The organism is Gloeocapsopsis sp. IPPAS B-1203 (assembly GCF_002749975.1).
Lineage (GTDB): Bacteria > Cyanobacteriota > Cyanobacteriia > Cyanobacteriales > Chroococcidiopsidaceae > Gloeocapsopsis.
In genome coordinates this window covers 98,877-122,574 of record NZ_PEIG01000016.1, presented here as the reverse complement: position 1 = coordinate 122,574, position 23,698 = coordinate 98,877, and the positions used below count along the sequence as shown (strand labels likewise).

At 41.5% G+C, this 23,698-nt stretch carries 24 protein-coding genes, 4 pseudogenes and 1 riboswitch; of the genes and pseudogenes, 12 read left to right on the top strand and 16 right to left on the bottom strand.

The genetic code is table 11. From position 1 onward, the window contains the following. Positions 1 to 231 precede the first annotated feature (231 nt). Positions 232 to 654, top strand: a complete 423-nt coding sequence (locus CSQ79_RS22815) for an FHA domain-containing protein (protein ID WP_289501454.1) — start codon at positions 232 to 234, stop codon at positions 652 to 654. A 173-nt stretch (positions 655 to 827) separates the two neighbouring features. Here the strand turns inward: CSQ79_RS22815 and CSQ79_RS22810 are convergent, their stop codons facing one another. Together CSQ79_RS22810 and CSQ79_RS22805 are read right to left on the bottom strand one after the other, a co-directional pair. Further along, positions 828 to 1,175 (bottom strand): hypothetical protein, encoded by a 348-nt coding sequence (locus tag CSQ79_RS22810; protein WP_099703414.1) that lies wholly within the window; start codon positions 1,173 to 1,175, stop codon positions 828 to 830. Between the two features lie 98 nt (positions 1,176 to 1,273). Beyond that, positions 1,274 to 2,248 (bottom strand): annotated as a pseudogene (locus CSQ79_RS22805) (RNA-guided endonuclease InsQ/TnpB family protein); the annotation flags it as partial. A 96-nt stretch (positions 2,249 to 2,344) separates the two neighbouring features. Here CSQ79_RS22805 and tnpA point away from each other — a divergent pair. From tnpA to holB, 4 genes and pseudogenes are all read left to right on the top strand, one after another. Beyond that, a pseudogene (gene tnpA, locus CSQ79_RS22800) lies at positions 2,345 to 2,722 on the top strand (IS200/IS605 family transposase); the annotation flags it as partial. Between the two features lie 579 nt (positions 2,723 to 3,301). Continuing rightward, positions 3,302 to 3,664: pseudogene (locus tag CSQ79_RS28390) on the top strand (reverse transcriptase N-terminal domain-containing protein); the annotation flags it as partial. A 615-nt stretch (positions 3,665 to 4,279) separates the two neighbouring features. Beyond that, positions 4,280 to 4,921 carry a dTMP kinase gene (gene tmk / locus CSQ79_RS22790; protein WP_099703412.1) on the top strand — a complete coding sequence of 214 codons (642 nt, stop codon included), beginning with the start codon at positions 4,280 to 4,282 and terminating at the stop codon, positions 4,919 to 4,921. Between the two features lie 45 nt (positions 4,922 to 4,966). Continuing rightward, complete coding sequence (gene holB / locus CSQ79_RS22785) at positions 4,967 to 5,956, top strand: DNA polymerase III subunit delta' (RefSeq protein ID WP_099703411.1); 990 nt, start codon at positions 4,967 to 4,969, stop codon at positions 5,954 to 5,956. Positions 5,957 to 6,003: 47 nt separating this feature from the next. On the opposite strand, the gene CSQ79_RS22780 is transcribed toward holB, so the two are convergent. After that, positions 6,004 to 6,450 (bottom strand): DUF29 domain-containing protein, encoded by a 447-nt coding sequence (locus CSQ79_RS22780; RefSeq protein ID WP_099703410.1) that lies wholly within the window; start codon positions 6,448 to 6,450, stop codon positions 6,004 to 6,006. A 255-nt stretch (positions 6,451 to 6,705) separates the two neighbouring features. Continuing rightward, the gene (locus CSQ79_RS22775) at positions 6,706 to 7,830 is read right to left on the bottom strand and encodes a SpoIID/LytB domain-containing protein (RefSeq protein WP_099703409.1); all 1,125 of its coding nucleotides are present in this window, start codon (positions 7,828 to 7,830) and stop codon (positions 6,706 to 6,708) included. Positions 7,831 to 8,019: 189 nt separating this feature from the next. On the opposite strand from CSQ79_RS22775, the gene CSQ79_RS22770 reads away from it, so the two are divergent. Next, a complete protein-coding gene (locus CSQ79_RS22770; RefSeq protein WP_099703408.1) occupies positions 8,020 to 8,979 on the top strand; it encodes a ribonuclease Z in 960 nt (319 codons plus the stop codon). Between the two features lie 40 nt (positions 8,980 to 9,019). Here the strand turns inward: CSQ79_RS22770 and CSQ79_RS22765 are convergent, their stop codons facing one another. The 8 genes from CSQ79_RS22765 to speB all read right to left on the bottom strand — a co-directional run bounded on the left by CSQ79_RS22765 (position 9,020) and on the right by speB (position 15,102). Then, positions 9,020 to 9,301 (bottom strand): hypothetical protein, encoded by a 282-nt coding sequence (locus tag CSQ79_RS22765; RefSeq protein WP_099703407.1) that lies wholly within the window; start codon positions 9,299 to 9,301, stop codon positions 9,020 to 9,022. A 99-nt stretch (positions 9,302 to 9,400) separates the two neighbouring features. After that, positions 9,401 to 9,625, bottom strand: coding sequence for a Mo-dependent nitrogenase C-terminal domain-containing protein (locus CSQ79_RS22760; RefSeq protein ID WP_099703406.1), 225 nt, complete (start codon positions 9,623 to 9,625; stop codon positions 9,401 to 9,403). A 315-nt stretch (positions 9,626 to 9,940) separates the two neighbouring features. After that, the gene (locus CSQ79_RS22755) at positions 9,941 to 10,717 is read right to left on the bottom strand and encodes an ABC transporter ATP-binding protein (protein WP_099703405.1); all 777 of its coding nucleotides are present in this window, start codon (positions 10,715 to 10,717) and stop codon (positions 9,941 to 9,943) included. Between the two features lie 25 nt (positions 10,718 to 10,742). Further along, positions 10,743 to 11,561: an ABC transporter permease gene (locus CSQ79_RS22750; RefSeq protein ID WP_099703404.1), complete on the bottom strand. Its 819-nt coding sequence runs from the start codon at positions 11,559 to 11,561 to the stop codon at positions 10,743 to 10,745. 186 nt (positions 11,562 to 11,747) lie between these two features. After that, positions 11,748 to 12,770, bottom strand: coding sequence for an ABC transporter substrate-binding protein (locus tag CSQ79_RS22745; protein ID WP_099703432.1), 1,023 nt, complete (start codon positions 12,768 to 12,770; stop codon positions 11,748 to 11,750). Positions 12,771 to 12,854: 84 nt separating this feature from the next. Further along, complete coding sequence (hypB, locus tag CSQ79_RS22740; RefSeq protein ID WP_099703403.1) at positions 12,855 to 13,556, bottom strand: hydrogenase nickel incorporation protein HypB; 702 nt, start codon at positions 13,554 to 13,556, stop codon at positions 12,855 to 12,857. Then, complete coding sequence (gene hypA / locus CSQ79_RS22735) at positions 13,540 to 13,920, bottom strand: hydrogenase maturation nickel metallochaperone HypA (RefSeq protein ID WP_099703402.1); 381 nt, start codon at positions 13,918 to 13,920, stop codon at positions 13,540 to 13,542. The genes hypB and hypA overlap by 17 nt, the downstream gene beginning before the upstream one ends. A gap of 3 nt (positions 13,921 to 13,923) precedes the next feature. Further along, positions 13,924 to 15,102, bottom strand: a complete 1,179-nt coding sequence (gene speB, locus CSQ79_RS22730) for an agmatinase (RefSeq protein WP_099703401.1) — start codon at positions 15,100 to 15,102, stop codon at positions 13,924 to 13,926. A gap of 96 nt (positions 15,103 to 15,198) precedes the next feature. Continuing rightward, positions 15,199 to 15,330, bottom strand: a riboswitch (guanidine-I (ykkC/yxkD leader). A 376-nt stretch (positions 15,331 to 15,706) separates the two neighbouring features. Between speB and CSQ79_RS22725 the strand changes: the two genes are divergently transcribed. From CSQ79_RS22725 to CSQ79_RS22715, 3 genes are all read left to right on the top strand, one after another. After that, entirely contained in the window at positions 15,707 to 16,099 is a 393-nt protein-coding gene (locus CSQ79_RS22725; RefSeq protein ID WP_099703400.1) for an Npun_F0494 family protein, read from the top strand. A gap of 240 nt (positions 16,100 to 16,339) precedes the next feature. Continuing rightward, positions 16,340 to 17,824 (top strand): cobyric acid synthase CobQ, encoded by a 1,485-nt coding sequence (gene cobQ / locus CSQ79_RS22720; protein ID WP_099703399.1) that lies wholly within the window; start codon positions 16,340 to 16,342, stop codon positions 17,822 to 17,824. A gap of 4 nt (positions 17,825 to 17,828) precedes the next feature. Beyond that, positions 17,829 to 18,068 carry a 2Fe-2S iron-sulfur cluster-binding protein gene (locus CSQ79_RS22715; protein ID WP_099703398.1) on the top strand — a complete coding sequence of 80 codons (240 nt, stop codon included), beginning with the start codon at positions 17,829 to 17,831 and terminating at the stop codon, positions 18,066 to 18,068. A 63-nt stretch (positions 18,069 to 18,131) separates the two neighbouring features. Here the strand turns inward: CSQ79_RS22715 and nrtS are convergent. From nrtS to CSQ79_RS22695, 4 genes and pseudogenes are all read right to left on the bottom strand, one after another. Next, positions 18,132 to 18,332 (bottom strand): annotated as a pseudogene (nrtS, locus tag CSQ79_RS22710) (nitrate/nitrite transporter NrtS). 126 nt (positions 18,333 to 18,458) lie between these two features. Beyond that, on the bottom strand, positions 18,459 to 18,908 hold the full coding sequence (locus CSQ79_RS22705; protein ID WP_099703397.1) for an SRPBCC family protein: 450 nt from the start codon (positions 18,906 to 18,908) through the stop codon (positions 18,459 to 18,461). Between the two features lie 29 nt (positions 18,909 to 18,937). Beyond that, positions 18,938 to 20,401, bottom strand: a complete 1,464-nt coding sequence (zds, locus tag CSQ79_RS22700; RefSeq protein ID WP_099703396.1) for a 9,9'-di-cis-zeta-carotene desaturase — start codon at positions 20,399 to 20,401, stop codon at positions 18,938 to 18,940. Positions 20,402 to 20,543: 142 nt separating this feature from the next. Then, on the bottom strand, positions 20,544 to 22,181 hold the full coding sequence (locus CSQ79_RS22695) for a DUF6930 domain-containing protein (RefSeq protein ID WP_099703395.1): 1,638 nt from the start codon (positions 22,179 to 22,181) through the stop codon (positions 20,544 to 20,546). Between the two features lie 240 nt (positions 22,182 to 22,421). On the opposite strand from CSQ79_RS22695, the gene CSQ79_RS22690 reads away from it, so the two are divergent. From CSQ79_RS22690 to CSQ79_RS22680, 3 genes are all read left to right on the top strand, one after another. Beyond that, positions 22,422 to 22,775, top strand: coding sequence for an iron-sulfur cluster assembly accessory protein (locus tag CSQ79_RS22690; protein ID WP_099703394.1), 354 nt, complete (start codon positions 22,422 to 22,424; stop codon positions 22,773 to 22,775). Between the two features lie 125 nt (positions 22,776 to 22,900). Beyond that, positions 22,901 to 23,323, top strand: coding sequence for a tetratricopeptide repeat protein (locus CSQ79_RS22685; RefSeq protein ID WP_099703393.1), 423 nt, complete (start codon positions 22,901 to 22,903; stop codon positions 23,321 to 23,323). 124 nt (positions 23,324 to 23,447) lie between these two features. Continuing rightward, positions 23,448 to 23,696, top strand: a complete 249-nt coding sequence (locus CSQ79_RS22680) for a DUF8620 family protein (RefSeq protein WP_099703392.1) — start codon at positions 23,448 to 23,450, stop codon at positions 23,694 to 23,696. The last annotated feature ends 2 nt before the right edge of the window (positions 23,697 to 23,698 follow it).

Below are 23,698 nucleotides of genomic sequence, written 5' to 3'. Positions count from 1 at the left end.
CATTTATGCTCTTAGTGTTACTTTATATTACTAAGTCGCAAAGGCTGACTAATTTCTGCTGATGAATATAAAGACTACCTTAGTTTCACTCAGGAGGCACAATGTCGAGTACAATCAACCTAAGTTAAGCTGAGCCAATATCTGTACAGAGCGCATCTGTAGCAGCGACTAATAGCCCGTGTAACTAAAGCGATAATAATTGATTGAGTGATTTTACTAACCGATGCTTCAATGGCTTTACAACTTAATCAGAACCATATACTGATTGTTGAAGACGATCAGGGACGTAAAGAATTTAGTCTAGACGCTCCTGTGTATTCTATTGGTAGAGATGCCCGCTGCGATATCCGCTTGTTTTCGCAGTTTGTTTCTCGGCGTCATGCTACCTTGGTAAGGTTGCCACGCGAAGATGGCAGCTTTTACTATCGTATTATTGATGGCGATTCTAAGGGGAAACCTAGTGCTAATGGATTGCTGATTAATGGTCGTAAAATTCCCGCCCACGACCTAAAAAATGAAGATGAGATCGTTTTTGGTCCTCAAGTTCGAGCGATTTATTACTTGTTGAGTAAAGATACTATGCCTTCTGGACCTTTAGATGAGTATGATGTCACTCTTATTGGTCCAAATATGATGCCTGAATTTGAAGACTAGACAATGCTAGCGACAAGTGTAATTGCGTCTCATACATTCAATCGCACTTGTATATTACACAGTTGTCAGTTAATAGCTACCTAATTCGTAGAACCTACAACTTGCTGATTGCAACGAAAACGCAGTAGACAAGCCCTCTGTTCTGAGGGCTTAGTTTTTATCAGTTTTATGATTTAGCTACAAATACTTTCTATTAATTGCCACTGACGATTGTCAGCGATCGCCTGATTTACTTGTTGAAACATCTGGTAACAATGATTATTCATCTGTAATGGCAATTCTTCATTTTTTACCACAACGTTAATCCGAGTTTCTGTTGTCGTATTCAGTGTTTTATCAGTTAGTATTTCTACAACTACTAACCTGGCAAACGTCGTTTGTCCAGGAATTTCTTGTGCCATTACGTAGTCACTTGTATGATATACAACATCAAGATTGCAGGATTGTAAAACCTCTGCAAGCAACTGCTGTAAACGTGTAGGTGGAACTTCAACAGTAAACCAGCTAGTGTAGCGAGCCATAGATACTCCTCGCCAGGAGAAACGCGTCGCTTATATGATATCCGAGGATTGTAAAAGGTAAAGGGTTAAAAGATATTTTAGTTGCTAAATTGACATACTCACCGACATAAAGGTGCGGTGATTCTTGACGCTTCATTGGGTTGCGCTACCGGAGTAGTCTTACCATCCCTCTGCGCCCATTTAGAGTCGTGCCGATGCCCCATGCCGACCGCCAGTTGCTCCTCGACGCAAAGCGCCAAGACCGCACTGGCTCCTTTTTCTATATTTCTGGAAGCGTTTTCGTCCCTATCTTGCTTGGTGTTGCAATTCACGCAAAGTATTGAACGAACAGATAAATCAAGTTTGCCCCATCGATACCCGCAATCCGAGCAGATTTGACTTGTAGGTTCCCATCTTGAGATAACTTGAAAAGACCTACCAAACTTATCTGATTTCGCTTCGCACAAAGTCCTAAACTCTCGCCATCCCTGCAAGCTAATCGTCCGCGCCAATCGTCGATTTTTAACCATTCCAGATACATTCAAGTCTTCTAACACAATAATTTGATTTTCTAGAATTACTCTAGAAGACAGTTTGTGTAGAAAGTCCTTGCGGGTATCAGCAATTTGGTTATGTAGTCTGGCGATTTTCGAGCGAGTTACATTCCTACGCTTAGAACCCTTTGAGGAGCGTGCTAGTTTTCGTTGCAGTTTACGTATTTTGCGGTCTATTGTAGAGTAGCTAGGACTTTGTACTTTTTCCCCATTGCTCATTGCGGCAAAAGTTTTGATACCTAGATCGATACCGACGCTTTGGTTCTTGGCAACAGTATTGATAGGTTCAATCTCTACAACAAAGCTTAGAAAATACCGTCCTGCACAGTCTTTAATGACTGTTACAGAGCTAGGCTCAGACGGTAAAACTCTTGACCAAATAGGTTTAAGTTCTCCAATCTTTGCTAAATAAATCTTCTCTCCTTTGATACTAAACCCACCCTTTGTAAATCGTGCTGTTTGACGATTATCCTTTTTCTTGAATCTTGGTGGTTTAACTTTAATGCCCTTTCTATTGCCTTTTAGTGACTCAAAAAAGGAGGAGCGAGGAGTTAGGGGAAGATCGTAGATTAAGATTTTTCGTTTGACACTGGTTTCTTTTTACTCGCTCCTCGCCCCTCGCTCCTAACCCCTCTTGTTGCCAAATATCGTGAGGAAGTCTTTTCACAAGAAGAGTTAAAACTAATTGAAGACGTATTCCACCATGTCGCAAAACAGATGGATTTTCAGATTTTGGAAATCAATGGCGAAGGCGAACATATCCACGCCCTGATAGAGTATCCGCCAAAGCTATCGGTATCAAAGATGGTGAATGCTCTTAAGGGCGTGTCGAGTCGTCGGTATGGACAGGCTGGATTCAAGAAACCATGCGATAGGGCTGCACTTTGGAGTCCTAGTTATTTTGCGGTTTCGGTGGGAGGCGCACCGATAGCAACTCTAATCGAGTACATTAAAAATCAAAGCCGCTCTAGAGGGATTAGTGCGACTCGTTCGCTAGAAACCAATACTAGCTAATAGATTGGAGGATTAGCGGCAAGGAGCCACAGGAACGAAAGTTCCACTGAACCTTGACAACTCAATGTTTGTGTCGGTGCAATTCCGACCCCTTGTGGTGACAAGGTGAAAGCACATCCCCATCTAGAGACTGACTCTCAAAGGATGAAGCGGGATGGAATGGAGGTATCTGATAGCCTTAATCGGAAATCCCTTCTAGCACAGTTAGGTATGGGCAGGAATACGAATCTACGATTAACCCTTCGTGACTAGGAACAAGCCAAATCAGGCTGACAGGCTTGACCAAAAGGTAATGGTTGTTGGTTATACGAATCGTCTACGGATAACACTCACCCAGAGCGCAAGCTCAACAACCCGGAGAACAGTAGAGTCCTAACCCTAACGCCAAACGAACATTGGGAACGAGATAACCTTCTGACGGTTCTCTGGTGGAGGTCGATACCCCAGAGTAGGTGTCAAACCGGATACCCCAGAAGGCAGGATTGGTTAAGAAGCAAACGCCTTGGTGTAATGCCAAGGATACGCAGACGTAACCACTACAGATTGAACGATGAAGTCCATTAGTAGAGTGCAAATGTCATGAGCCAATCGCTAAACCCGATTAGGTATGAATGGAAAGACATTCCCTGGAAGCAAACCCAGGTGAAAGTCTTCAAGCTCCAACGTCGAATTTATCGAGCTTCGCAAAGTGGAGATGTCAAACGAGTCCACCGACTCCAACGGCTTCTGATGAAGTCCTGGTACGCAAAATGCTTGGCAGTCAGGCGAGTGACTCAGGATAACCAGGGAAAGAAAACCGCCGGAGTAGATGGAATCAAATCCCTCACTCCTGCCCAACGCTTCAAACTCATCGGTTCAATGGATTTCAAGTCCAAGAGTCGAGCAGTGAGAAGAGTTTGGATTCCCAAACCTGGCAAAGCTGAAAAGCGACCCCTGGGCATTTATTGGCTAGTGGAAAGCGAAGGATGGAAATTCAGCGACGGAGATCTCAAACTCCTACGTCATGCTGAAACCTCCATTCATCGTCATACCAAGGTCAAAGGAACGACATCCCCCTACGATGGCAAATGGACGTATTGGAGTAAAAGACGGGGAACTTACCCCGGAATCAGCACAAGAGTCTCAACCGCAATCAAGCGGCAAAAAGGCAAATCTGCTGAATGTGGGCTTCACTTCCACATGGATGACGCAATTGAAATTCATCACATTAATGGAAATCATCGCAACATCAAGATGGAAAACTTGACAGCCATTCACCGTCACTGCCACGACCGGATACACGGTGGAAACGGTAATCTCTCAACTCTGCTTAGTACCCATGTCAAGGGTCAGTCTGGAGAGGAGCCGGATGAGCGGAAACTCTCACGTCCGGTTTTGAAGCCGAGCATGGGGGGCGACCTCCATGCTTAGGTTAACGGCTTGTATCCCATTAATTTCGGTCAAAGCTGAATTAAATCTGTTAGTAATTAGCCGTTAGCGCTTAGGTATTGCCAATTGCGGTTTTCATGTTTTTGCAACTTTTGTAGAAATTACAGAGAGTAAAAATTAAATCAATGTATGAAGGGTAGATTAATTGTATTTGAAGGCGTGGAAGGTTGTGGCAAAACAACACAGTTACAGCGATCGTATCAGTGGCTAAAGCCGTCTTTACCCGTTATTGTTACCCGTGAACCAGGAGGAACTCATTTAGGTTCGGATCTGCGTCAGTTGTTGTTGAACATACCCGAACAGCCGATTTATAACTCTACTGAGTTATTATTGTATGCAGCAGATCGCGCCCAGCATGTAGAAGAGTTACTGAAACCAGAACTAGGAAACGGGACAATGATTTTATGCGATCGCTATGTTGATTCTACGATGGCTTATCAAGGTTATGGTCGAGGTCTCAGTCGGAGTTTAATTGAACAGTTAAATAATATTGCGACTGGTGGGCTAGAAAGCGATTTAACTATCTGGTTAGATATTGATGTCGCTGTAAGTCTAGCAAGAAAACAGCAAGGTGCAAGCGGCGGCGATCGCATTGAGCAAGAAAAAATAGACTTTCATCGTCGCGTCCAACAAGGCTACACAGAATTAGCTCAAGCAAACCCACAGCGCATTGTCAGAATCGATGCAAGTTATAGTGAAGCCGAAGTTCAAGAACAAATTCAGCAAATCTTACTGCAACGCTTTCCCGAAATCAGAAGTCAGAGTTTATAAACTTAAAAAGGACAAAGTCATCATAATCACTAATCACTATTCCCCGTGTCTCCTTTTTTCACATCCGTTATTGGACAAGCGCCAGCAATTGAGTTTCTGACACAAGCAGTCAACCGCCAGCGAATTGCTCCAGCTTATTTATTTGTTGGTCCACCAGGGGTAGGACGTAGCTTAACAGCACACTGCTTTATCGCGCAAATATTCTGTACAAATGTTGCACCAGACAAGCAGCAGCAAATCAAACAACGCTTGCAATTAGGAAATCACCCAGATGTATTGTGGGTACAACCTACTTATTTACATCAAGGACAGCGACTTACAGCATTAGAAGCCGCAGCTGCTGGAGTTAAGCGTAAAGCCCCTCCTATTATCCGTACCGAGCAAATTCGCGAAATATCGCAGTTTCTCAGTCGTTTTCCCCTAGAAGCGCCGAGAAATATTGTTGTGATTGAACAAGCAGAAACAATGGCAGAAGCTGCGGCAAATGCTTTGCTCAAAACATTAGAAGAACCAGGGTTAGCAACAATTATTTTAATCGCGCCTGCAGTAGAATCTTTACTACCAACCTTGGTATCTCGGTGTCAGCGAATTCCTTTTTATCGCCTCGATCGAGATCAGATGGCACGAGTTTTGCAGCAAACTGGTCATGAAGAGATTTTACAGACATCGCCGGTTGTATTAGCCATCGCCCAAGGAAGTCCAGGAGAAGCGATCGCCGGAACTCAGCAACTTCAAACAATTCCTACTGAATTACTTAAAGCTGTTGCTTATCCTCCACAATCCCTACACAGCGCCTTAGAATTAGCAAGACAAATTGATAAAACTTTAGATACAGAAGCTCAACTGTGGTTGTTAGATTACTTACAATACTGTTATTGGCAGCAGTTTTTAGCAGGAGAACTTCAAAACTTACCTTTATCACCTTTAGAACAAGCCAAGAAATACTTAAGCTCTTATGTACAACCCCGATTAGTTTGGGAAGTTACGTTACTCGAAATAAGTCAATTACAACCAAAACAGATTAGTATTAATTAACTAAGAGAGCATAAGAAAGCAGTCTTCTGCAAATTATTAAAATCAAACTACCAAAATTTCTTGTTAAGGAGCGTGTCAATTTCGTAGCTGAATATCCATTCGCTAGGAAACTCAGTTTGAGGATAGTCTTCTGTTACTTCTGTCCATGCATCGTTCCAGCATTTGGTAAATATTTCGGCAAAATAGTTTCGCAGGCTGGGGGATTGTTCTAACAGATCTAGAAGTTGCTGGCGCTGCTGTCGCACCGTGATTTCCCAACCTCGATAGTCATCAGGAGAGTGAACATAAATGCGCTTGAGCAAATGAGCGAGTAATACTCTTAAACGGCTTTTGAACTCACGGCGATCGCGTCCTGCCAACCCTTCGATCTCCTCAATTAATCTATTGATATCAATATTGCTAAAGTTTCCAGATTTGAGTTTGGCGATCGTATCTTCGTACCATGCCATGAGATCTTGCTCGTAAAGATTGCGTGAGTTGATCGCTTGCACCATTGTTGCTGCATCCTTGGAGTTTAACTGCTGATTTTAAATTGACTGTGACGATCGCTTCGGTTTCCTGTCTGATATTGCTTACTACTCTAAGCTGTCCGCCGCTCTAAGAAGATCGCATTGCTTCATGTTTCAGCCATGTAGATCGAGCGTTCGTACAGTTTAACTTGTTCTTGATAGCAGATGGGCTTGAGCGATCGTAGCAAGAAGAGATCGCCTTTCACGATTTCGCTTTAGAGCTTCAGTAACCTCTCAGCATTAACGTTCCAGCTTAGCTATGCTAGCACCGCGATAGTAGTGCGACAGAATTTGCTCGTATCTTACTCCCTGTTGCGCTAAATTATAAGCTCCCCATTGACTCATACCTAAGCCATGACCCCAACCACGACCATTAAAGCGTAAACCCAAAGGTTCGGCAGTGATGGTAAAGCGCGTACTTCTTAAACCGAGTGCAGTTCGTAAAGCATCTCCTCGCAATTCTCGCGTACCGCGATCGCCTACAAATTTCATGCTTTTGATACTACCATAAGGACTTAAAACGGGAGTTAAAGCTTGGATAGTACCGATTCCTGTAATTTTTTGATTAAGCTCTGCTCCAGTAACTGTCTTTACCCACTGACAAGCATTAACGTTGTCATCATAGCCAGCCACTCCCCGCAAGTATGGTAATGGCTGCGACCACACATCTTCAACGTTCTCTGTATGACCGCCAGAACACGCATGAAACGCTGCAAGAATTGCTTTGTTATTATGAGTCAAAATTTGTCCAGCGGTAGCATTCACCGCAGCATGAGTACCAGGTGATTCGCTAGCAATACCTTTATAAACTTGTGATGATTGTGTATTGACGACATCGTAAATACCGTTGCTTTCATTTTCTCGCTTGTAAACGGCATAAGTACGCGCTGCAACAGCTTGGGCTTTTAAGGCTTCTTGGTGCCAATTACCATTCATTTCTCCGCCGAGAACGCTGTAAAGATATTGTTCTAAATCAACATAGTTAACGGCAGTGACTCCTTGTTGTGCAGGCAGCAACAAGGTTTTTCCTCGATACCAGCGATCGCCAATAAAAACATAGCCCTTTTCACTTGGTTCAACCCACACTGCCGAAGATTGTACTTCTGCCAAGGAAATTCCAGCAGGATCAGGTTGAGCATAAAATGCATTCATTGCTGCAAGTTGACCTAAAGGTTTGCCACTACTGTAATCGCGTACTGTCGCTGTTGTAGAACTACCAACTTTCAGTTGATTAACACCTTGTTGAATTGCGACTCTAATTTCCATAGCAGCATTTGCAGGAGCCACTAGCACGATCCAAAACAAGGTTGCAAGCCCCCAGAAGCGTCCTTGAACGGATAATAAAGATAAAAATTTAAATCTCATGCTGATATCCTGAAAATATTTTATTTTGGCGATCAAATGGAAATCTGTTATTTTGAAATTTCAAATAAACTAGTATAAGCGAAGCGATCGCATTTTTGCAGTAATCAACTCTATAAATTAGTTTTCTCCTCTAGTCGTGCCACTATAGATAATAGAAGTCGCATTCTGTAGAAGGTTGCCAGATTTTTCGTGCAAATTACATTTTTAGGAACAAGTTCCGGTGTCCCTACGCGATCGCGTAATGTCTCTAGCGTGGCGCTGCGTTTACCGCAAAGAGCTGAAATGTGGCTATTTGACTGTGGAGAAGGGACACAACACCAAATTTTACGCAGCGATCTCAAAATCAGCCAACTCTCGCGCATTTTTATTACCCATTTGCATGGAGATCACATTTTTGGCTTAATGGGGCTTCTAGCCACTTGTGGATTAGCTGGTAATACAAAAAGAATCGATCTTTATGGTCCACCAAAATTAGACGAATACTTGCGAGCGTGTAGTCGGTATTCTTCTACTCACATAGCCTACAGCATTCAAGTACATACTGTACAACCTGGTGTAGTTTATGAGGACGATGAATTTACAGTCACTTGCGAACGTTTAGAACATCGTGTCACAACCTTTGGCTATCGCATTGCCGAAAAAGATCGTCCAGGAAGATTTGATGTTGAAAAAGCTAAAGCACTAGCAATTCCTCCAGGAAGAATTTACGGTCAACTCAAACGCGGAGAAACTGTCACACTTCTTGATGGACGCACAATCAATGGTACAGATTTATGTGGATTGCCAGAAATCGGGCGTAAAATTGCTTATTGTACAGATACAATCTATTGCGATAACGCAGTAGTTCTAGCTCAAGATGCAGATGTTTTAATTCACGAAGCAACCTTTTCTCATCAGGATGCAGAACTTGCTTTTCAACGCTTACATTCCACCTCAACAATGGCAGCACAAGTCGCTTTAGCTGCTCAAGCCAAATCGCTAATTATGACACACTTTAGTCCTCGCTATGCTCCAGGCAATGCCATAGAATTAAAAGATTTACTCCAAGAAGCACGGGCAATTTTTCCCAACACAGAAATGGCGTACGATTTTATGACTTATGAAGTTCCCAGACGCCGAGAAGTAGAATTAGCAAAAGCTGCTGGATAAAATAAATTAGGAATACTTATAATAACAAAGGTTGATCATGTTATTTCTCTGTTTCACAATCAACTGCTGTGATCGGATGAGAGCCACTGCATTCTTCGGCTTCTGCTATTGAATAGTCAAACTGACTACTCGAACCAAAAAACATTTCTATCAATTGCTCTCTACAAAAGAAGTTATCCTCAGCATCACAATAGCCTAGCTCGCTGTAGGCTTCCACTAAACGTACGCAGTTGTCTTCTAGGAGTAGTCGATATTGCCATGTGCCACTAGGCAGCACATCAGTAATATTACTCGATGTATAAATTTGTGCTTTGATTTTCATATTTTTTCTTAATTTTTTACCATTAGAGTGACAAATAGCAGAAGAAAAACTACTTTGATTTCTTAACAAGTGAAGTGATATGACATTTAAGTTGACTCATTAACAATAGACTGAAACATCTTCTCCACACTCCTCAGCTAAATAAGATAAGCAAAGAAAACGAAGATGAACTATCTCATTGTAGAAAGGATTAAGTTTGCACAATGGTGGAATATGTACAAAAATATTGCCAAATTTAATAGTCCTTTCAAAAGGACATTGTGCCGGAACTAATTGACAAATCAATCGAGCTATTTTTGGATATCTTATAATTAAAAATTGCATGGTATCTCCTTACTCTAGGGGAATATTAACTACTCATTGATTGGGCGATCGCATAAAAAACTTCGCATATCAAGAGTTTGTATTTACATAACCTTGCTTATTTTCTACATTACAAGTCGTAACTAATTGCTGTATTAAATTTTTAGGCTACATTCATGCCTTAATACAGACAGACTTACGGCTCAAATCTGTCAGCCACTTTGCTGAAAATGTCATAAAATCACATAACAATGTCAATTAGCTGAATGCCACAAAGATAAAAAAATCCTCATTACCTGAGAGCAATGAGGTAATATCAGTCCTCAAATTGTGTAATTAGCAGGGCACTACTTCTGGCAATTCCTCATCGCGGAGTAAATTAAGCACCATTTCTTTGTGATCCTGAAAGATGGGATGCTTTTTCGAGTGATAAGTGCGATCGCCTGGTAAGTCCATACTTACTTCAGTTTTAATGGTGCCAGGGCGAGAAGTCATAACATAGAGACGCTGCGAAAGAAAAAGTGCTTCTTCTACATCATGAGTAATCATTAAAATTGTTGTTTCCGTACGCTGCCACAACTCTAGTAGGAATTGTTGCATTCTCTCTTTTGTTTGGGCATCTAAAGCACCAAACGGCTCATCCATAAGTAATATTCTTGGTTGAGATGCTAAAGCCCGTGCGATCGCCACACGCTGCTGCATTCCTCCAGACAGTTCTTTGGGTAAAGCATGAGCAAATTGAGTTAATCCGACAATATCCAAATAGTACGCAATTCGTTCGCGTCGTTTAGCAGTAGGAACACCTTGCAACTTTAATCCAAAGCCAACATTCTGCGCTACGCTCATCCACGGATAAAGCGTATACTTTTGAAATACCATCCCTCGATCAGCTCCTGGTCCTGTCACAGAAACACCATTAACCTTAATTTCACCCGATGTCGGAGTATCTAACCCAGCAATCAATCGCAGTAAAGTCGATTTTCCTGAACCAGAAGCTCCTACAGCACAAACAAACTCACCTTGCTCAATTTTTAAATTAATATTTTGTAGTGCAACTAATGTCCCTTTTTTAGTCTTAAAATGTTTATGCAAGTTATGAACTGATAAATTCATCAACTGTCCTTCATCTTTTATAAAATTATTTGCTTACCCAACGAGCAGAAACTCTTAAAATTAAACGAAAAAATAAATCAATAGTTAAACCAATAATACCAATAATAATTATTCCAGCAAAGATTTCATCTGTTCTTAAATATCTTTGAGCCATACTAATTCTACGTCCTAAACCTGTTGTAGCAGCAATCAATTCAGCAACAATGACTAAATTCCACGAAGCTGCCATATTCACGCGGCAAGAATCAATAATGCTTGGCAAAATATAGGGAGTAATAACTTGAAGTAAAACTTGTTTTCGTAACCCTCCTAATGTGTAAGTTGTCTCTACTAATTCTTTAGGAACAAATTTTACTGCATCCATTATCATCAAGGTATTGAAAAATAAGGTTCCAATAAAAATCAAAAGAATTTTAGGTAATTCACCTAATCCAAAATAGAGAATGAGTAAAGGAATAAATGCAGGTGCTGGCATATAGCGCACAATACCAATGACAGGTTCCATCAAAGCACGAATACTATTAAATGTACCCATCAAAATACCTAGTGGAATTGAAACTATAGCTGCAAGCAAAAAACCACCCAAAACTCGAAAAATACTAGCACCTATATCTTCGAGTAAAGTCCCATTTTGCCATAACCGTAAAAGTGCTTCGCCAACAGCTACAGGAGTAGGTAAAAATAAAGAATCTACCACCCCAGAATTAGAAACAATCCACCATAGCCCAAAAGGTACTGCGATCGACAAAAACATTAATGTCCAATTTAAGGACTGAGGAATATCTTCACCAATACGCCAAAAAACAGTTGGTGGTAGCGTTTTATGTGGAGAGGTAGAATTCATAAAGAGTGTTAAGTCGTGAAGTGTTGAGCCTAAAAGAGTGATGAGTTATGAGTTTAAGAAAATTCTTTTGATTCAAAACGTGCTGACGCACCGCTACGCTAACAAAACTTAAAATTCAAAACTCAAAATAAATGCTTCCAGCACCTTTGTTCGCTTTCCCAAACTCAAAACTTTCTAAAGACATGACTAACCTTTTTGAGAAGCAGCATAAGCTTTCACAAACCGATCGTCAAACATACGTGATAAATCTGGAGTACGCTTGATTAAGTCAGCTTCCAAAAGAAAGTTATTAATTTCTTTAGCTGCATAGTGTAACGAATTCATATCATTTCCTGGTTGAAAAGCTTGTAAGTTTTGCTCTACAGTAAAAATTGTTGTACCCGCATCATAGGTTTTATAGTCTTCAACTGAAACACCAGCTCTTTGAGCCATAATTTCCAGAGATTTCTCTTGGTTTGCTTGCACAAAGTCTAAAGTATTAAACCACGTATTTACAAGTGCTTGGACGTCTTGTGGACGCTCATTTATCATTTTGCGGCTAACAACTAAATGGTCTGGAATTGCACCAGGAAAGTCTTTGGAACTGAATAATTCTTTGCTACCAGGGCGTTCTAATGCTTTAGTTGTAAACGGAGCATAAACTGCTGCTGCATCAACTCTTCCTGCCGCAAATGCTGCGGCTGCTGCACCTGTTTCTAAAGGTAAGAATTCAACATCTGCTTGCGTCATACCAGCTTCTTTCATTCCTAAAAGTAGTAGGAAATGATCGACAGTTCCTTCTTCTGCGGCAACTTTTTTACCTCTCAAATCAGCAATACTATTAATTCCTTCACGAACAACAATTTTGTCATTACCAGTTGAGTTGTCATTGACTAAAACAACAACTTGATCAGAGCCATTTGATACTGAACTAATTGTTTGATCTAAAGTTTGGCAGTTAGCATCTAATTGACCTGCATTCATGGCATTCATAGAATCTAAGTAACCATCAAACCATCTCAGATCTACTTGAACATTATTTTTAGCAAACAAATTTTGTTCATTAGCAACTGCCCAAGGAAACCACCCAGGCCACCCACTATAACCCATTTGAACAGGTGTACTTGTTGCAGTAGTATTAGTAGCTTGTTGTGAAGGGGTGCAACTAACGGCAACAGTTAAACTTATTAAAAATATGCTTATAAGCGATAATAACTTGTGTATCTTCATTGTTTTCATCTATAAAATCTGTAAAAAGTAATTTAAAATTATAGATGCTAGTAATTAAGGAGTTACTAGCAATCTATTTATGTTTTAGGTCAAGCTCATAACTGATTTTGCAGTATTTGATTGCACAGCATTTCGCAGCCAATTAAACCAGTCTTCCAAACCATCATTAGTTTTGGCAGAAACTTGAATAATTGTGACATGAGGATTCATTTGACGAACATTTTCCTCTATTTGACTTATGTCAATTTCCAAATAAGGAGCTAAGTCAGTTTTTGTAATTAGCAAGCAGTCAGCTTCTTGAAACATGACAGGATATTTGAGTGGCTTATCTTCTCCTTCTGTAACGCTGAGTAGTGCTACTTTAGCGTGTTCTCCTACTTCAAATTCTGCAGGACAAACTAAGTTACCTACGTTTTCTACAAGTAGTAAATCAAAATCTGAAGGGTTATATTCGTGTTCGAGACGATGAACTCCGCCTGCAACCATTTTGGAATCAAGATGACAAGAACGTCCTGTGTTGATTGCAATTACAGGAACATCGTATTGACGCAAGCGATCTGCATCTAACTCTGTAGTCATGTCGCCTTCAATGACAGCAATTTTAAGTTCATCGCTCAAAGCCGCTAAAGTTCTCTCTAATAAAACAGTTTTCCCCGCACCAGGGCTACTCATAACATTGAGACAAATAATTCCCCACCGATTGAAATGAGCGCGATTGTGTTCTGCGCCTTGCTGATTAGCATGGAGTAAATTAATGCCCAATGCAGCATCAAAAGTTTGGTGCATAAGTATCCTCTATTGTATTAGTTGAGTATTCAACGCGGTCAATTTTGAGTTCGCGCCCTGAACGAATGTCTTCCATTGGAGAATGACATTGAGGACAAGCATATTGAATACCAATTTCAGGATGATATTCTTGTTGGCAGTGGTGACAAAAGGCAATTAAAGGTGTTTCTTTAATACTTAATTTGGCTCCTGCTAAACATGTGTTTTGACTTTGTACCTCAAAAGCAAACTGTAAACTCAGAGGTTCTACGCAGGTAAACTTGCCAACAACTAGATGAACACAGGATATTTTCGGTTCTGATTGAGCTTTCCACCAATCTTGCAGCGTTACAATTAACGCCTTAGTCATATCAGTTTCATGCATCTTCTACTGCCACTCACTGATAACTTCAGGTGTTGCTTCAGGATGGATGTAAGCTGGTTTCTCTTTTCGGGGTAGTTGTCCTGAAATAACTAAATGCGCCATCGTGTCGCAAATTACGCGAGTTGCCATTAGTGCAGTCATGTCGCTGACATCGTAAGGTGGAGAAACTTCAACAACTTCTAAACCGCATACTGGGGCTTTTTGAACAATTTTACCGAGTAGATAAAGTGCTTCCCTGGGTAATAAACCACCTGGTTCAGGCCAGCCTGTGCCAGGGACAAATCCGGCATCGATACAGTCAATGTCAAAGCTAATATAAACGCAGTCAGTACTATCTAACGCTCGTTCTAGAGCATATTCCACTGCTGCATCTAAGCCCATTTCGGTGATGTCAGTAACAGTGAGAATATTGGTAGCGCGATCGCGGCACACCTTAACACCTGCACGTGGAACTTGCCAACCGCCAATTCCTAATTGCACTAAATTTTTTGCCGGAGCATTTTTAATATTTGTTGCGTGAAACCAAGGACAGGTGTGCATTCTTTCATCTAAGTCTGTCTCTTGCGTATCTACGTGGCGATCAAAGTGAATAATTCCTACTTTTTTATCACCTAAGTGACGGCAGACTCCACGTACTGTAGGAAAACCAATTGAATGATCTCCTCCTAAAATAATGGGAAAAGCGCCCGAACCAAAAATATGGGCAATACCTTTAGAAATTTGATCGAAAGACTTCTCGTTGTTGCCAGGAATTGTAAAAACATCACCAACATCACACAAAGTGATTTGTTCGCGTAGATCAACACCGAGTTCAAAGTTATATGGCGTATACAAAGCAGAAATGCGACGAATACCCTGCGGACCAAATCGTGTTCCTGGGCGGTAAGTCGTACCTGAATCATGTGGCACGCCAACGATCGCTACGTCATATTCACCTACTTTACGAACATCTTCGATGTAAGGTGCTTTCAGGAAAGTATTGATACCTGCGTAGTGAGGTAATTCACCGCGCGAGAATGTAGAAATTGTGCGATCGCGAATGCTTTCTGCAGCTTCTAACCCAAACTCTAAACCACGCGAAACTTCTTGTTGCCAGCCTGTAAAAGATAACTGAGTTTCTTTTTCTAAAGCTCTTTGTGCTTCAGTAGAATTCTGTTCGGAAGGGCGTTCGCCTTGTGTCATGTCTCTATCCTGCAAGTTTCAAGTTACAACCAGATAATTACTTCTAGCAATACAAAAGCCCGGACAGCCAGTCACAGTAGTTGTACTGTTTTGTGTCTCTCCCGGGCTTTTTTCCCGCCGTGTACCGCCTAGTTATTTTGACTTCCAGGCTGGCTGCTTCTCTTGGACCAGTCATTTAAATTTCCAATAATTCTGATAATTTAAACCGGAACCCTAGAAGCTATTTGATTGTTTTTACTACATCTTTTGAAGTAGGTTATGGCTGTCTCAATGCTTAAATCAGAAATGCAAATTAGCAAGTAGTAAATCATAGTTTTGTAGCTTTGTCTACATTACTTAGCTACAACACAAATTTAGAAATACTCTGACTTTTTGTCATGCGCAATTCCACTGAAAACCATCACAAAGCTATCACTTACTGTAAATATAATTATTACAAATATAGTGATATTCTATGCAGCAACCTGGACTATAATTACTTATTTACTTCTACAACATATGATTGGGGTTTCAGCACTGAGCAACAACTGTTTAAAATAGGTAGTTAGCACCACAAGATATTGTTAACGGTATTTTTCGCAAAAAGTGTATTAATACATACAAAATGTCAACCGCTGAACCCAAAACTCCTAAAAAAGTTCTTTATCCGAGCAAGACAATAAAAAGAGCAAAAGTGTCACTTGTCTGTTCTCCCTTTCAAAGGCATTTATTTGAAACGATGCGCTATCAAAGTGTCCCAGTAAGTGCGATCGCTACGACAGGAGTGCAGCAAGGCTATATCGAACGTCCTTTATCCGAATTATCAGTAGAAAATGCGTTGCTGTGGTTAGTCAAAGTGGGAGTATTGCGAAGGGAAGTCGATGGACAGGGAATTACAGATAGTTTTCGCTTAACACCGCTAGGTCGTCAAGTGATAGAAGAACAAGGAACGTGGGAATCGACACCTCGCGATATCATAACTAATACGCTCAACCGCTGGTTGCGACTGCCATTTTAATTGAGATTACTTTACAAGTAGTTAAAAGTGAGCAGGAAAAGGGAAAAATATAAAATGAGACTTATGCTGTGGCAATAGTCAATATGGTTAGGACATTATAGAGAGACCCAGAATCATTTCTCTAATTACGGGCAAGGTTATTGCCTAGCCACTGTTTTAACCCTGACCCTTGATCCCTGCTACGTAACTATAGCCAACTTGATACCTCACTTTTTTAACTTCTTGAGCTAAACGCCCCTTATGAAAGCAATCATGGTGGTAGGAACCACATCTCACGCTGGAAAATCGCTCCTTAGTGCAGCTATTTGTCGCATTTTGGCGCGGCGTGGCTGGCGGGTTGCGCCCTTTAAAGGACAGAATATGGCTTTAAACTCCTATGTCACCACCACTGGGGGCGAAATTGGTTATGCACAAGCAGTACAAGCTTGGGCTGCAGGAGTAACACCGACAGTAGATATGAATCCCATTCTCCTCAAGCCCCAAGGGAATATGACTTCTCAAGTGATTTTGAAGGGAAAAGCTGTAGGAAGAGTGAGTGCAACTGATTACTATGAGCAGTATTTTGAGGTAGGTTGGCAAGCAATTACAGAATCGTTACAACACTTAGCTGCAGATTTTGATTTACTTGTCTGTGAAGGCGCGGGAAGTCCGGCAGAAATTAATCTGAAGCATCGCGATTTAACAAATATGCGGGTAGCAAAACACTTAAATGCGTCCACCTTGCTGGTTGTTGACATTGATCGAGGCGGTGCTTTTGCCCATGTGGTAGGAACTTTAGAACTACTGGAACCAGAGGAAAGAGCGCTCATTCGCGGTATCGTTATTAATAAATTTCGCGGACAGCGATCGCTTTTAGACTCAGGTATTCAATGGTTGGAAGAACGGACAGGAATTCCTGTTTTAGGTGTTATTCCTTGGATTGAAGAAGTCTTTCCAGCAGAAGATTCTCTAGACTTACTCGAACGCAAGTCACACAAAGAGCAAGGTGAACTAGAAATTGCAGTTATCCGACTACCTCGAATTTCTAACTTTACAGATTTTGACCCTTTAGAAGCTGAACCTAGTGTATTGCTCAAATATGTTAGTCCTAAACAAGAGCTAGGACATCCCGATGCTGTCATTATTCCAGGTTCAAAAACAACAATTGCTGATTTGTTAATTTTACAAAGAACGGGAATGGCAGAAGCCATTCAACAGTATGCAGCAGCAGGTGGTACTGTGTTGGGAATTTGTGGTGGCTTTCAAATGTTAGGTAAATTCCTCGCTGATCCTGAAGGAGTCGAAGGGGAAGCAGGAAGATTTAAGGGATTAAGTTTATTACCAATTCAAACTGTTATTACTGGGCAAAAAATAGCGCGACAGCGACAAGTTGTCTCTAATTTTCCGCAAGTCGGATTACCTGTGGCAGGATACGAAATTCATCAAGGGCGATCGCGCTTAGTAGAATCTCCAGACACAGCACCTAATACTTATCAAGCTTTATTTGATGACTCTAGCTTAGGCTTAGTCGATAATTATCAATCTGTATGGGGCACTTACTTGCATGGTATTTTCGATAACGGCGCTTGGCGGCGCGCTTGGTTAAATCGCCTGCGGCAACAACGTGGTTTAAAATCCTTACCTACAGGTGTGTCCAACTATCGCAAGCAGCGCGAAATGGTCTTAAATACACTTGCTGCTATTGTAGAAGCAAACTTAGATTTAACAAAGATTTTGCCGTCTTGAGATCATGGCAGTTAAAATACATTTTTTGCCAGATGATATAACGGTTACAGCTACAGTAGGCGAACTGCTATTAGATGTTGCTGATCGTGCTGGGGTAACAATTCCTACGGGGTGTTTGATGGGTTCGTGTCACGCTTGTGAAGTAGAACTAGAAGATGGCGACACAATCCGTGCTTGTATAACCACAGTACCACCTGGATATGATGAACTAGTTATTAATTTGTTTAGCGATCCAACTTGGTAACTGGTCATTGGTCATTGGCAAGAATCTTTACTACCCATGACCTGACCTAAAAAAGTGCGCTCTTTAATTATACTTACATACATAATTAAAGTCTTCGCGTACTGATATACGACCGTGAATATTCACAAAATAGGGGACTAAATAAGTAAGCATCGCTGGATCTCAGCGATCGCGCATCATTTTTCCTTGGATAAAAGCTGCGCCATGATTGATGGCAAACAGCAATGAACCTATGACAACTGCAACCTTGAAAGCAATTGGCATAAATTTAGAACTGACAAGGCTAACAAGATAACCTCGTAGGAATTTCATTCAGCAAGCTTAACTATTGATAGTCAAATATAGCCTTTTTATAGTTTGTAGCTTGTTAATTTAGTTACCGCAGCTATGTTATTTCTGTGCAGCTTTTGCTTGGAGTGCATAGTCGCGGAAGCGTTCTAAATCTGCTTTAATCGTAGATTCTACCGCACGACCAAGGAATAGATTATCCATAATTTTACCTAAAATACCAGGGATTGCGTAGGAGATAGAAAGTTTAACAATACTGGTGTTGTGGCGATCGTAAAAACGAATTGCGCCGCGGTTGGGCAATCCATCAACCGATTCCCATTGAATAATTTGCTGGGGAACCATTTTGAGAATTCGCGATAGCCATGTGAACTCTAATCCCCCTGTATTGAGCTTCCAGCGAGAGAGTTCGGGATTATCTTCTAAAACCTTAACTGATGAAATCCACTTCATCCACCGAGGCATCTGCTCAAGATCAGACCACAAACTCCACACGAGATCAATGGGTGCATCCACCTCAACCTGCACGCTATGTTCTAACCAATCTGGCATTCGATATATTCCTTTGTGTTTGCTGTGGTTTAACTACCAACCGCTGAAGGTTGGGGACTAACGGTTACTGTGCTTGCCAAAATTGCTTTAGCTGCACGGCGTCCAGATAAAGTAGCGCCTTCCATACTATCGATATAGTCTTGCTGGGTGTAACTACCCGCGAGGAAAAAGTTTTCCACAGGTGTTTTTTGAGGTGGGCGATAGGGGTCCATCCCAGGGGCTTCGCGATAGAGTGATTGTGCTAGTTTGACAACGTTATACCACGTCATGTTTAGGTTACGAGAAGAAGGAAACAACTCATGGACTTGCTGCAAAACATGGTGTGCGATCGCCTCGTTACTTTGTTTGATAAAAGGATCTCCAGGAGTCAGTACAAGTTGCATCAATGAACCTTGTCCCTCACGATAATAATCGCTAGGGCTAGTCAATGCTAGGTCAGCGAAGCAAGAAAAATCAGCATCGGGAGTGTATAGCAAATTATCCATACCCGCAGCACGATCGAGTTGCTGGCGTTCGGTAGCATTGTGTAATTCTGTTACCCAACCATCAAATCGCAGTTGTACAGTAGCAACGGGAACTGTATCTAATTTATAAATATTGTCAAATTCTGACCACTTGCGCCATTGTTGTGGTAGTAAACGCTGAATACCTGGGACATCACATGCACATACGTAAGCATCCGCAGTCATTATTTCTTCGGTGTCCCCTTGCGCAATTACTAATCCTGTGACGCGAGTCGGTGCTTCAGTGAACTGAATTTCTCGGACACGGCGACGAGTATAGATTTTGGCTCCCCGTGCTTCTAAGTAATCAATAATTGGCTTGTGTAGGTATTCATAAGGCGAACCTTCAAGCATTCGCAATACTGATGCTTCAGTACGTGCAGCAAACATTTGAAAGATTGTCAGCATACACCGTGCTGAAATATTTTCGGTATCAATAAAGCCTAGCGCGTAAGCAATTGGATTCCACATTCTCTCTAAGCTACCTTGCGAACCTCCCTGGCGGCGAAACCAATCAGCAAAGCTGACATCATCCAAATTTCGGATTGTTGTCATTGCGCCGTCGAAGTCTACCAATCCGCGGACAATGGGACTTGTTCCAAGTGCGATCGCATTTTGGATTTTATCTTGTACAGATAATTGCGATGTAGTAAAAAAAGCCTTCAAGCCGTTGAAGGGTGCGCCAGTAAGAAAACGAAAATCTAAGGCGCCGGTTTTTCCTCCCTTGTTGATAAAGGTATGGATATGCTCTTTGAGACGGAGATTTTGATCGGCTCCCACTTTTCGCATCAATTCAAATAGTTGGTAATAGTTACCGAAAAAGACGTGGAGTCCCATCTCAACATGATTACCATCAGTATCTATCCAACTGCCGACCTTACCACCAACAAACGGGCGAGATTCAAAAATTTCTACTTCCCAACCAGCATCTGCTAAATCTACGGCGGTTGCTAGCCCAGCCAACCCCGCTCCGACGATTGCAACGCGCATTCACTCTATCCTGCTCACATTTTCTTTACATATTTTAATCTGAAGGAGAGGAGATATTTTGTCTAATTTAGAGCGATCGCAATTTTCTAATAGTGAGGGTGGGTAATTGTAAGTTACTTAAAGTCAAGGCTGCTGATATGCTTTATTCAAATTGGGGCATAAGTTGCAGCGTACCAATTCCTAAGTCTTGCGCAGAAAGCGATCGCGCTTCAAACAATGCCATCATGTCGCGTAATTGCGGCTGTCCTCGCGAAGCACCCATTAAGCCACGGGCAATGATTAAACCACAGTAGCCTTCGGTTTTTTTGCAGCGTTCGTCCCACTTTTTGCGTGCAGCGACATGAACAGAATCGTCTTCTAAAAATTCACCGAAGAGAAATAACTCGCCATTTTCAGTTTGTATAATACCTAAGTCATAGCGATCGCCACCAAAGACATCTGCCCCAGGATTAAACCCAATACCCTTAAGTCCTCCAGTTGCTTGAATTGCTGCAATTAAATTTTTAGCTTTGGGACGGGAGGTTTGAATCAAAATTACTGGTAAGCCATCTCCTCTAGAGGACATTTCTCCAGGCTGTGCAAAGTGCGTCGCAGTTTCACGCAGATGCTCTACCATTTCCCACGAAATGACACCCAGACTAAGAAAAGAGTCTTCAGGAATCAAATCATCTCTAATTGCTCCTAAGCTTGGTACATCATCTACATCCACAAATTCATCTTCATGACCAAAACCCGCCATTGCTTCTAGCTCTGCTGCCAATTCTGGCATTGTGTTAACAGTGACATCAACCTGCACACTTTTACGAGTTTTGTTTTTTGGTAAAGCAATACGATAGCGATCGCTTAAATCTGGAAACACTTCTGCAGTCAATTGACGGCGTTTGCTGCTGATAAATCGGGTAAGGGCTGCTAGCGCGAGAAATACTGCTGCTGCTTCTTCTTCATAAAGCACTGCACGCAATCCTTCAAGCGGGTGAATAATACCAAACGAAGGTTGAATTTGGGTTATTGGCAGATCTGCTAAATCGATAATATCGATTTCTTCATCTTCTTCCCCCCCTGTTCGTTCAAATGTTAAAAATAAACAATCCTGCTTCAAAAAAGCTTCTTCTAGCAATTCTGGAGATTCTTCCTCATCAGACAAAACCGAAGCTCGAAATCGTCGCAGTGAATCTTGAGAGCGATAGAACAAAATTCCATACTCCATTCCCAACATTCCCATCACCGAAGCATAAAGTGTGCCAACATCGTTTTGATTTAGCTCAATTGCCAGAATTTGATGTTCTTCGAGCAACTCCCAAGGTGCAGCTTGCCATATTTCTAGAGCTTTCTTCTTGAGAGGTTCAGCAAACTGTGATGGTAAATCAGGCGTATACTCGTTTCTAACTTCTTGGAATCCACGATACAGTTCGTTGATGAGTGGCAATTGTGGCACATAGTCAATGACGATTTCGAGTTCTTGAAGAACACCACGCAAGAAGAACTGTAATTCGCGATCGCTGACGACAATTTTTTGAGGACGTGCGGGTTGGGCTGGAGAATTGGGATGTTCCATTGCCCGCAGTAAGGTACGCACCACAGCTTCTGGACCAGTTTCTGGGGCGACTACATCCATAGCCCTAACAACGCCTTGTGAACCGTCTACCCACAAGATGCATTCACCTTGTACTTCTGAGTCTTTGTGAGTTGACAAAGGACGTCGATCTCCTTCCCAAACACTCGAGATCTGGTTTAATTTTTGTAATCGACGACGGGTAGAGCAATTTAAGGACATTGTCATATAACCAAGCTAACCAGAACAATGCGATGTGAAGCATTAGTTTGAGAGTCTTTTTGCAAGTCTCTGCTTGAGGGTTACAATCTCTATATGTATTTAACCCTTCAATACTAGGATAGAAATCTTTAGAGCGCTTTTAAAGGAGCAAAGTAAATTCCTCAAATCTTTGTATCTCAGCCGTTAAAATAAACGAAAAAGCTGACATAAGTTTACGTTAAAAGATATCAGGAGTTTGATCGGATTATGGTACAAGCACCATCACAACAACGCGGTATTCTACTCAGTGAAGCAGCTTTACGGCAAGTAATGTTTTTGCGTGACCGACAAGGTAAAGATTTGTGTTTACGAGTTGGTGTTCGTCAAGGCGGCTGTTCGGGAATGTCTTACATGATGGATTTTGAAGATCCCAGCAAAATCCGTAGCGATGACGAAGTCTATGACTACAACGGCTTCAAAATCGTATGCGATCGCAAAAGTATGCTGTACCTTTATGGTTTAATGCTTGACTATAGCGATGCTATGATTGGTGGCGGTTTTCAATTTACCAATCCCAATGCTAACCAAACTTGTGGCTGCGGTAAATCGTTTGGAGTTTAATTTAGGCTTGGTATTGTCTAAAATTTTAGGGCAGGTAACGGTCATGGGTTATAGAGATGCTTTCCAATGACCAGTTACCAGTTACCAGTCTTTAGTTACATTGATTTTTACCCACTTACTTAGTAATGACAGAAACGGTCGGCTCTCTATTTGAAACTGCTATAGAACGCTACAAAGCTGGTGAAGACCCTGCAACTTTGGTTCCAGTTTTTCAAGAACTTTGCGATCGCTCCCCTAAAAGTAGTGCAGCTTGGACTTGTTTGGCGTGGATTTATTTGCTGAATGACAAACCAAACTCGGCGTACAAAGCAGCACAAAAAGCAGTAAAGCTGCATCCTCACGATCCCCAAGCCCGCGTGAATCTTGCAGTTGCTATGTTAGAAACAGGTCAAAAAGGAGTCCGAGAACACATCGATCATGCGATGCAATTGATTATGATTGACTCAGAAATGCGCGATGAAATTAAACAAAGTATTGAGGATGGTTTAACTCGCAAACCTGAATGGAAAAGCCTGCAAAGAGTCCAAAGCTGGTTGTTTGAAGCTTAGGAATAGTGCGCTCGATCGTTAATGGTTAATGAAAAATATTTATAATGACCATTGACTAACACAAATTTTAAAGCTGTCTTTATTTTTTTAGTTTATTTGATTATTGCAATCCAGTTTAATTTAAATGAAAGAAAAGTTATTAAATTGGTTAAATACCGCTTTAGTTGCCGACTTTTTCCTTGTTTTATTGAGTTTTTTTTGGCTGGCGATCGCAGTAATTGGTCATACACTCCATATTCCCCTGGGGTTAGATCTGTGGTACAAGTTATGGCAACCAGTGTTTACGCCTGCAATTGGTATCTTGATGGCTGGGTCAATCGTGAGTGGGTTAATCAGTTGGATATTTAAGCGGTTAAACTCACAACAACAGTAATG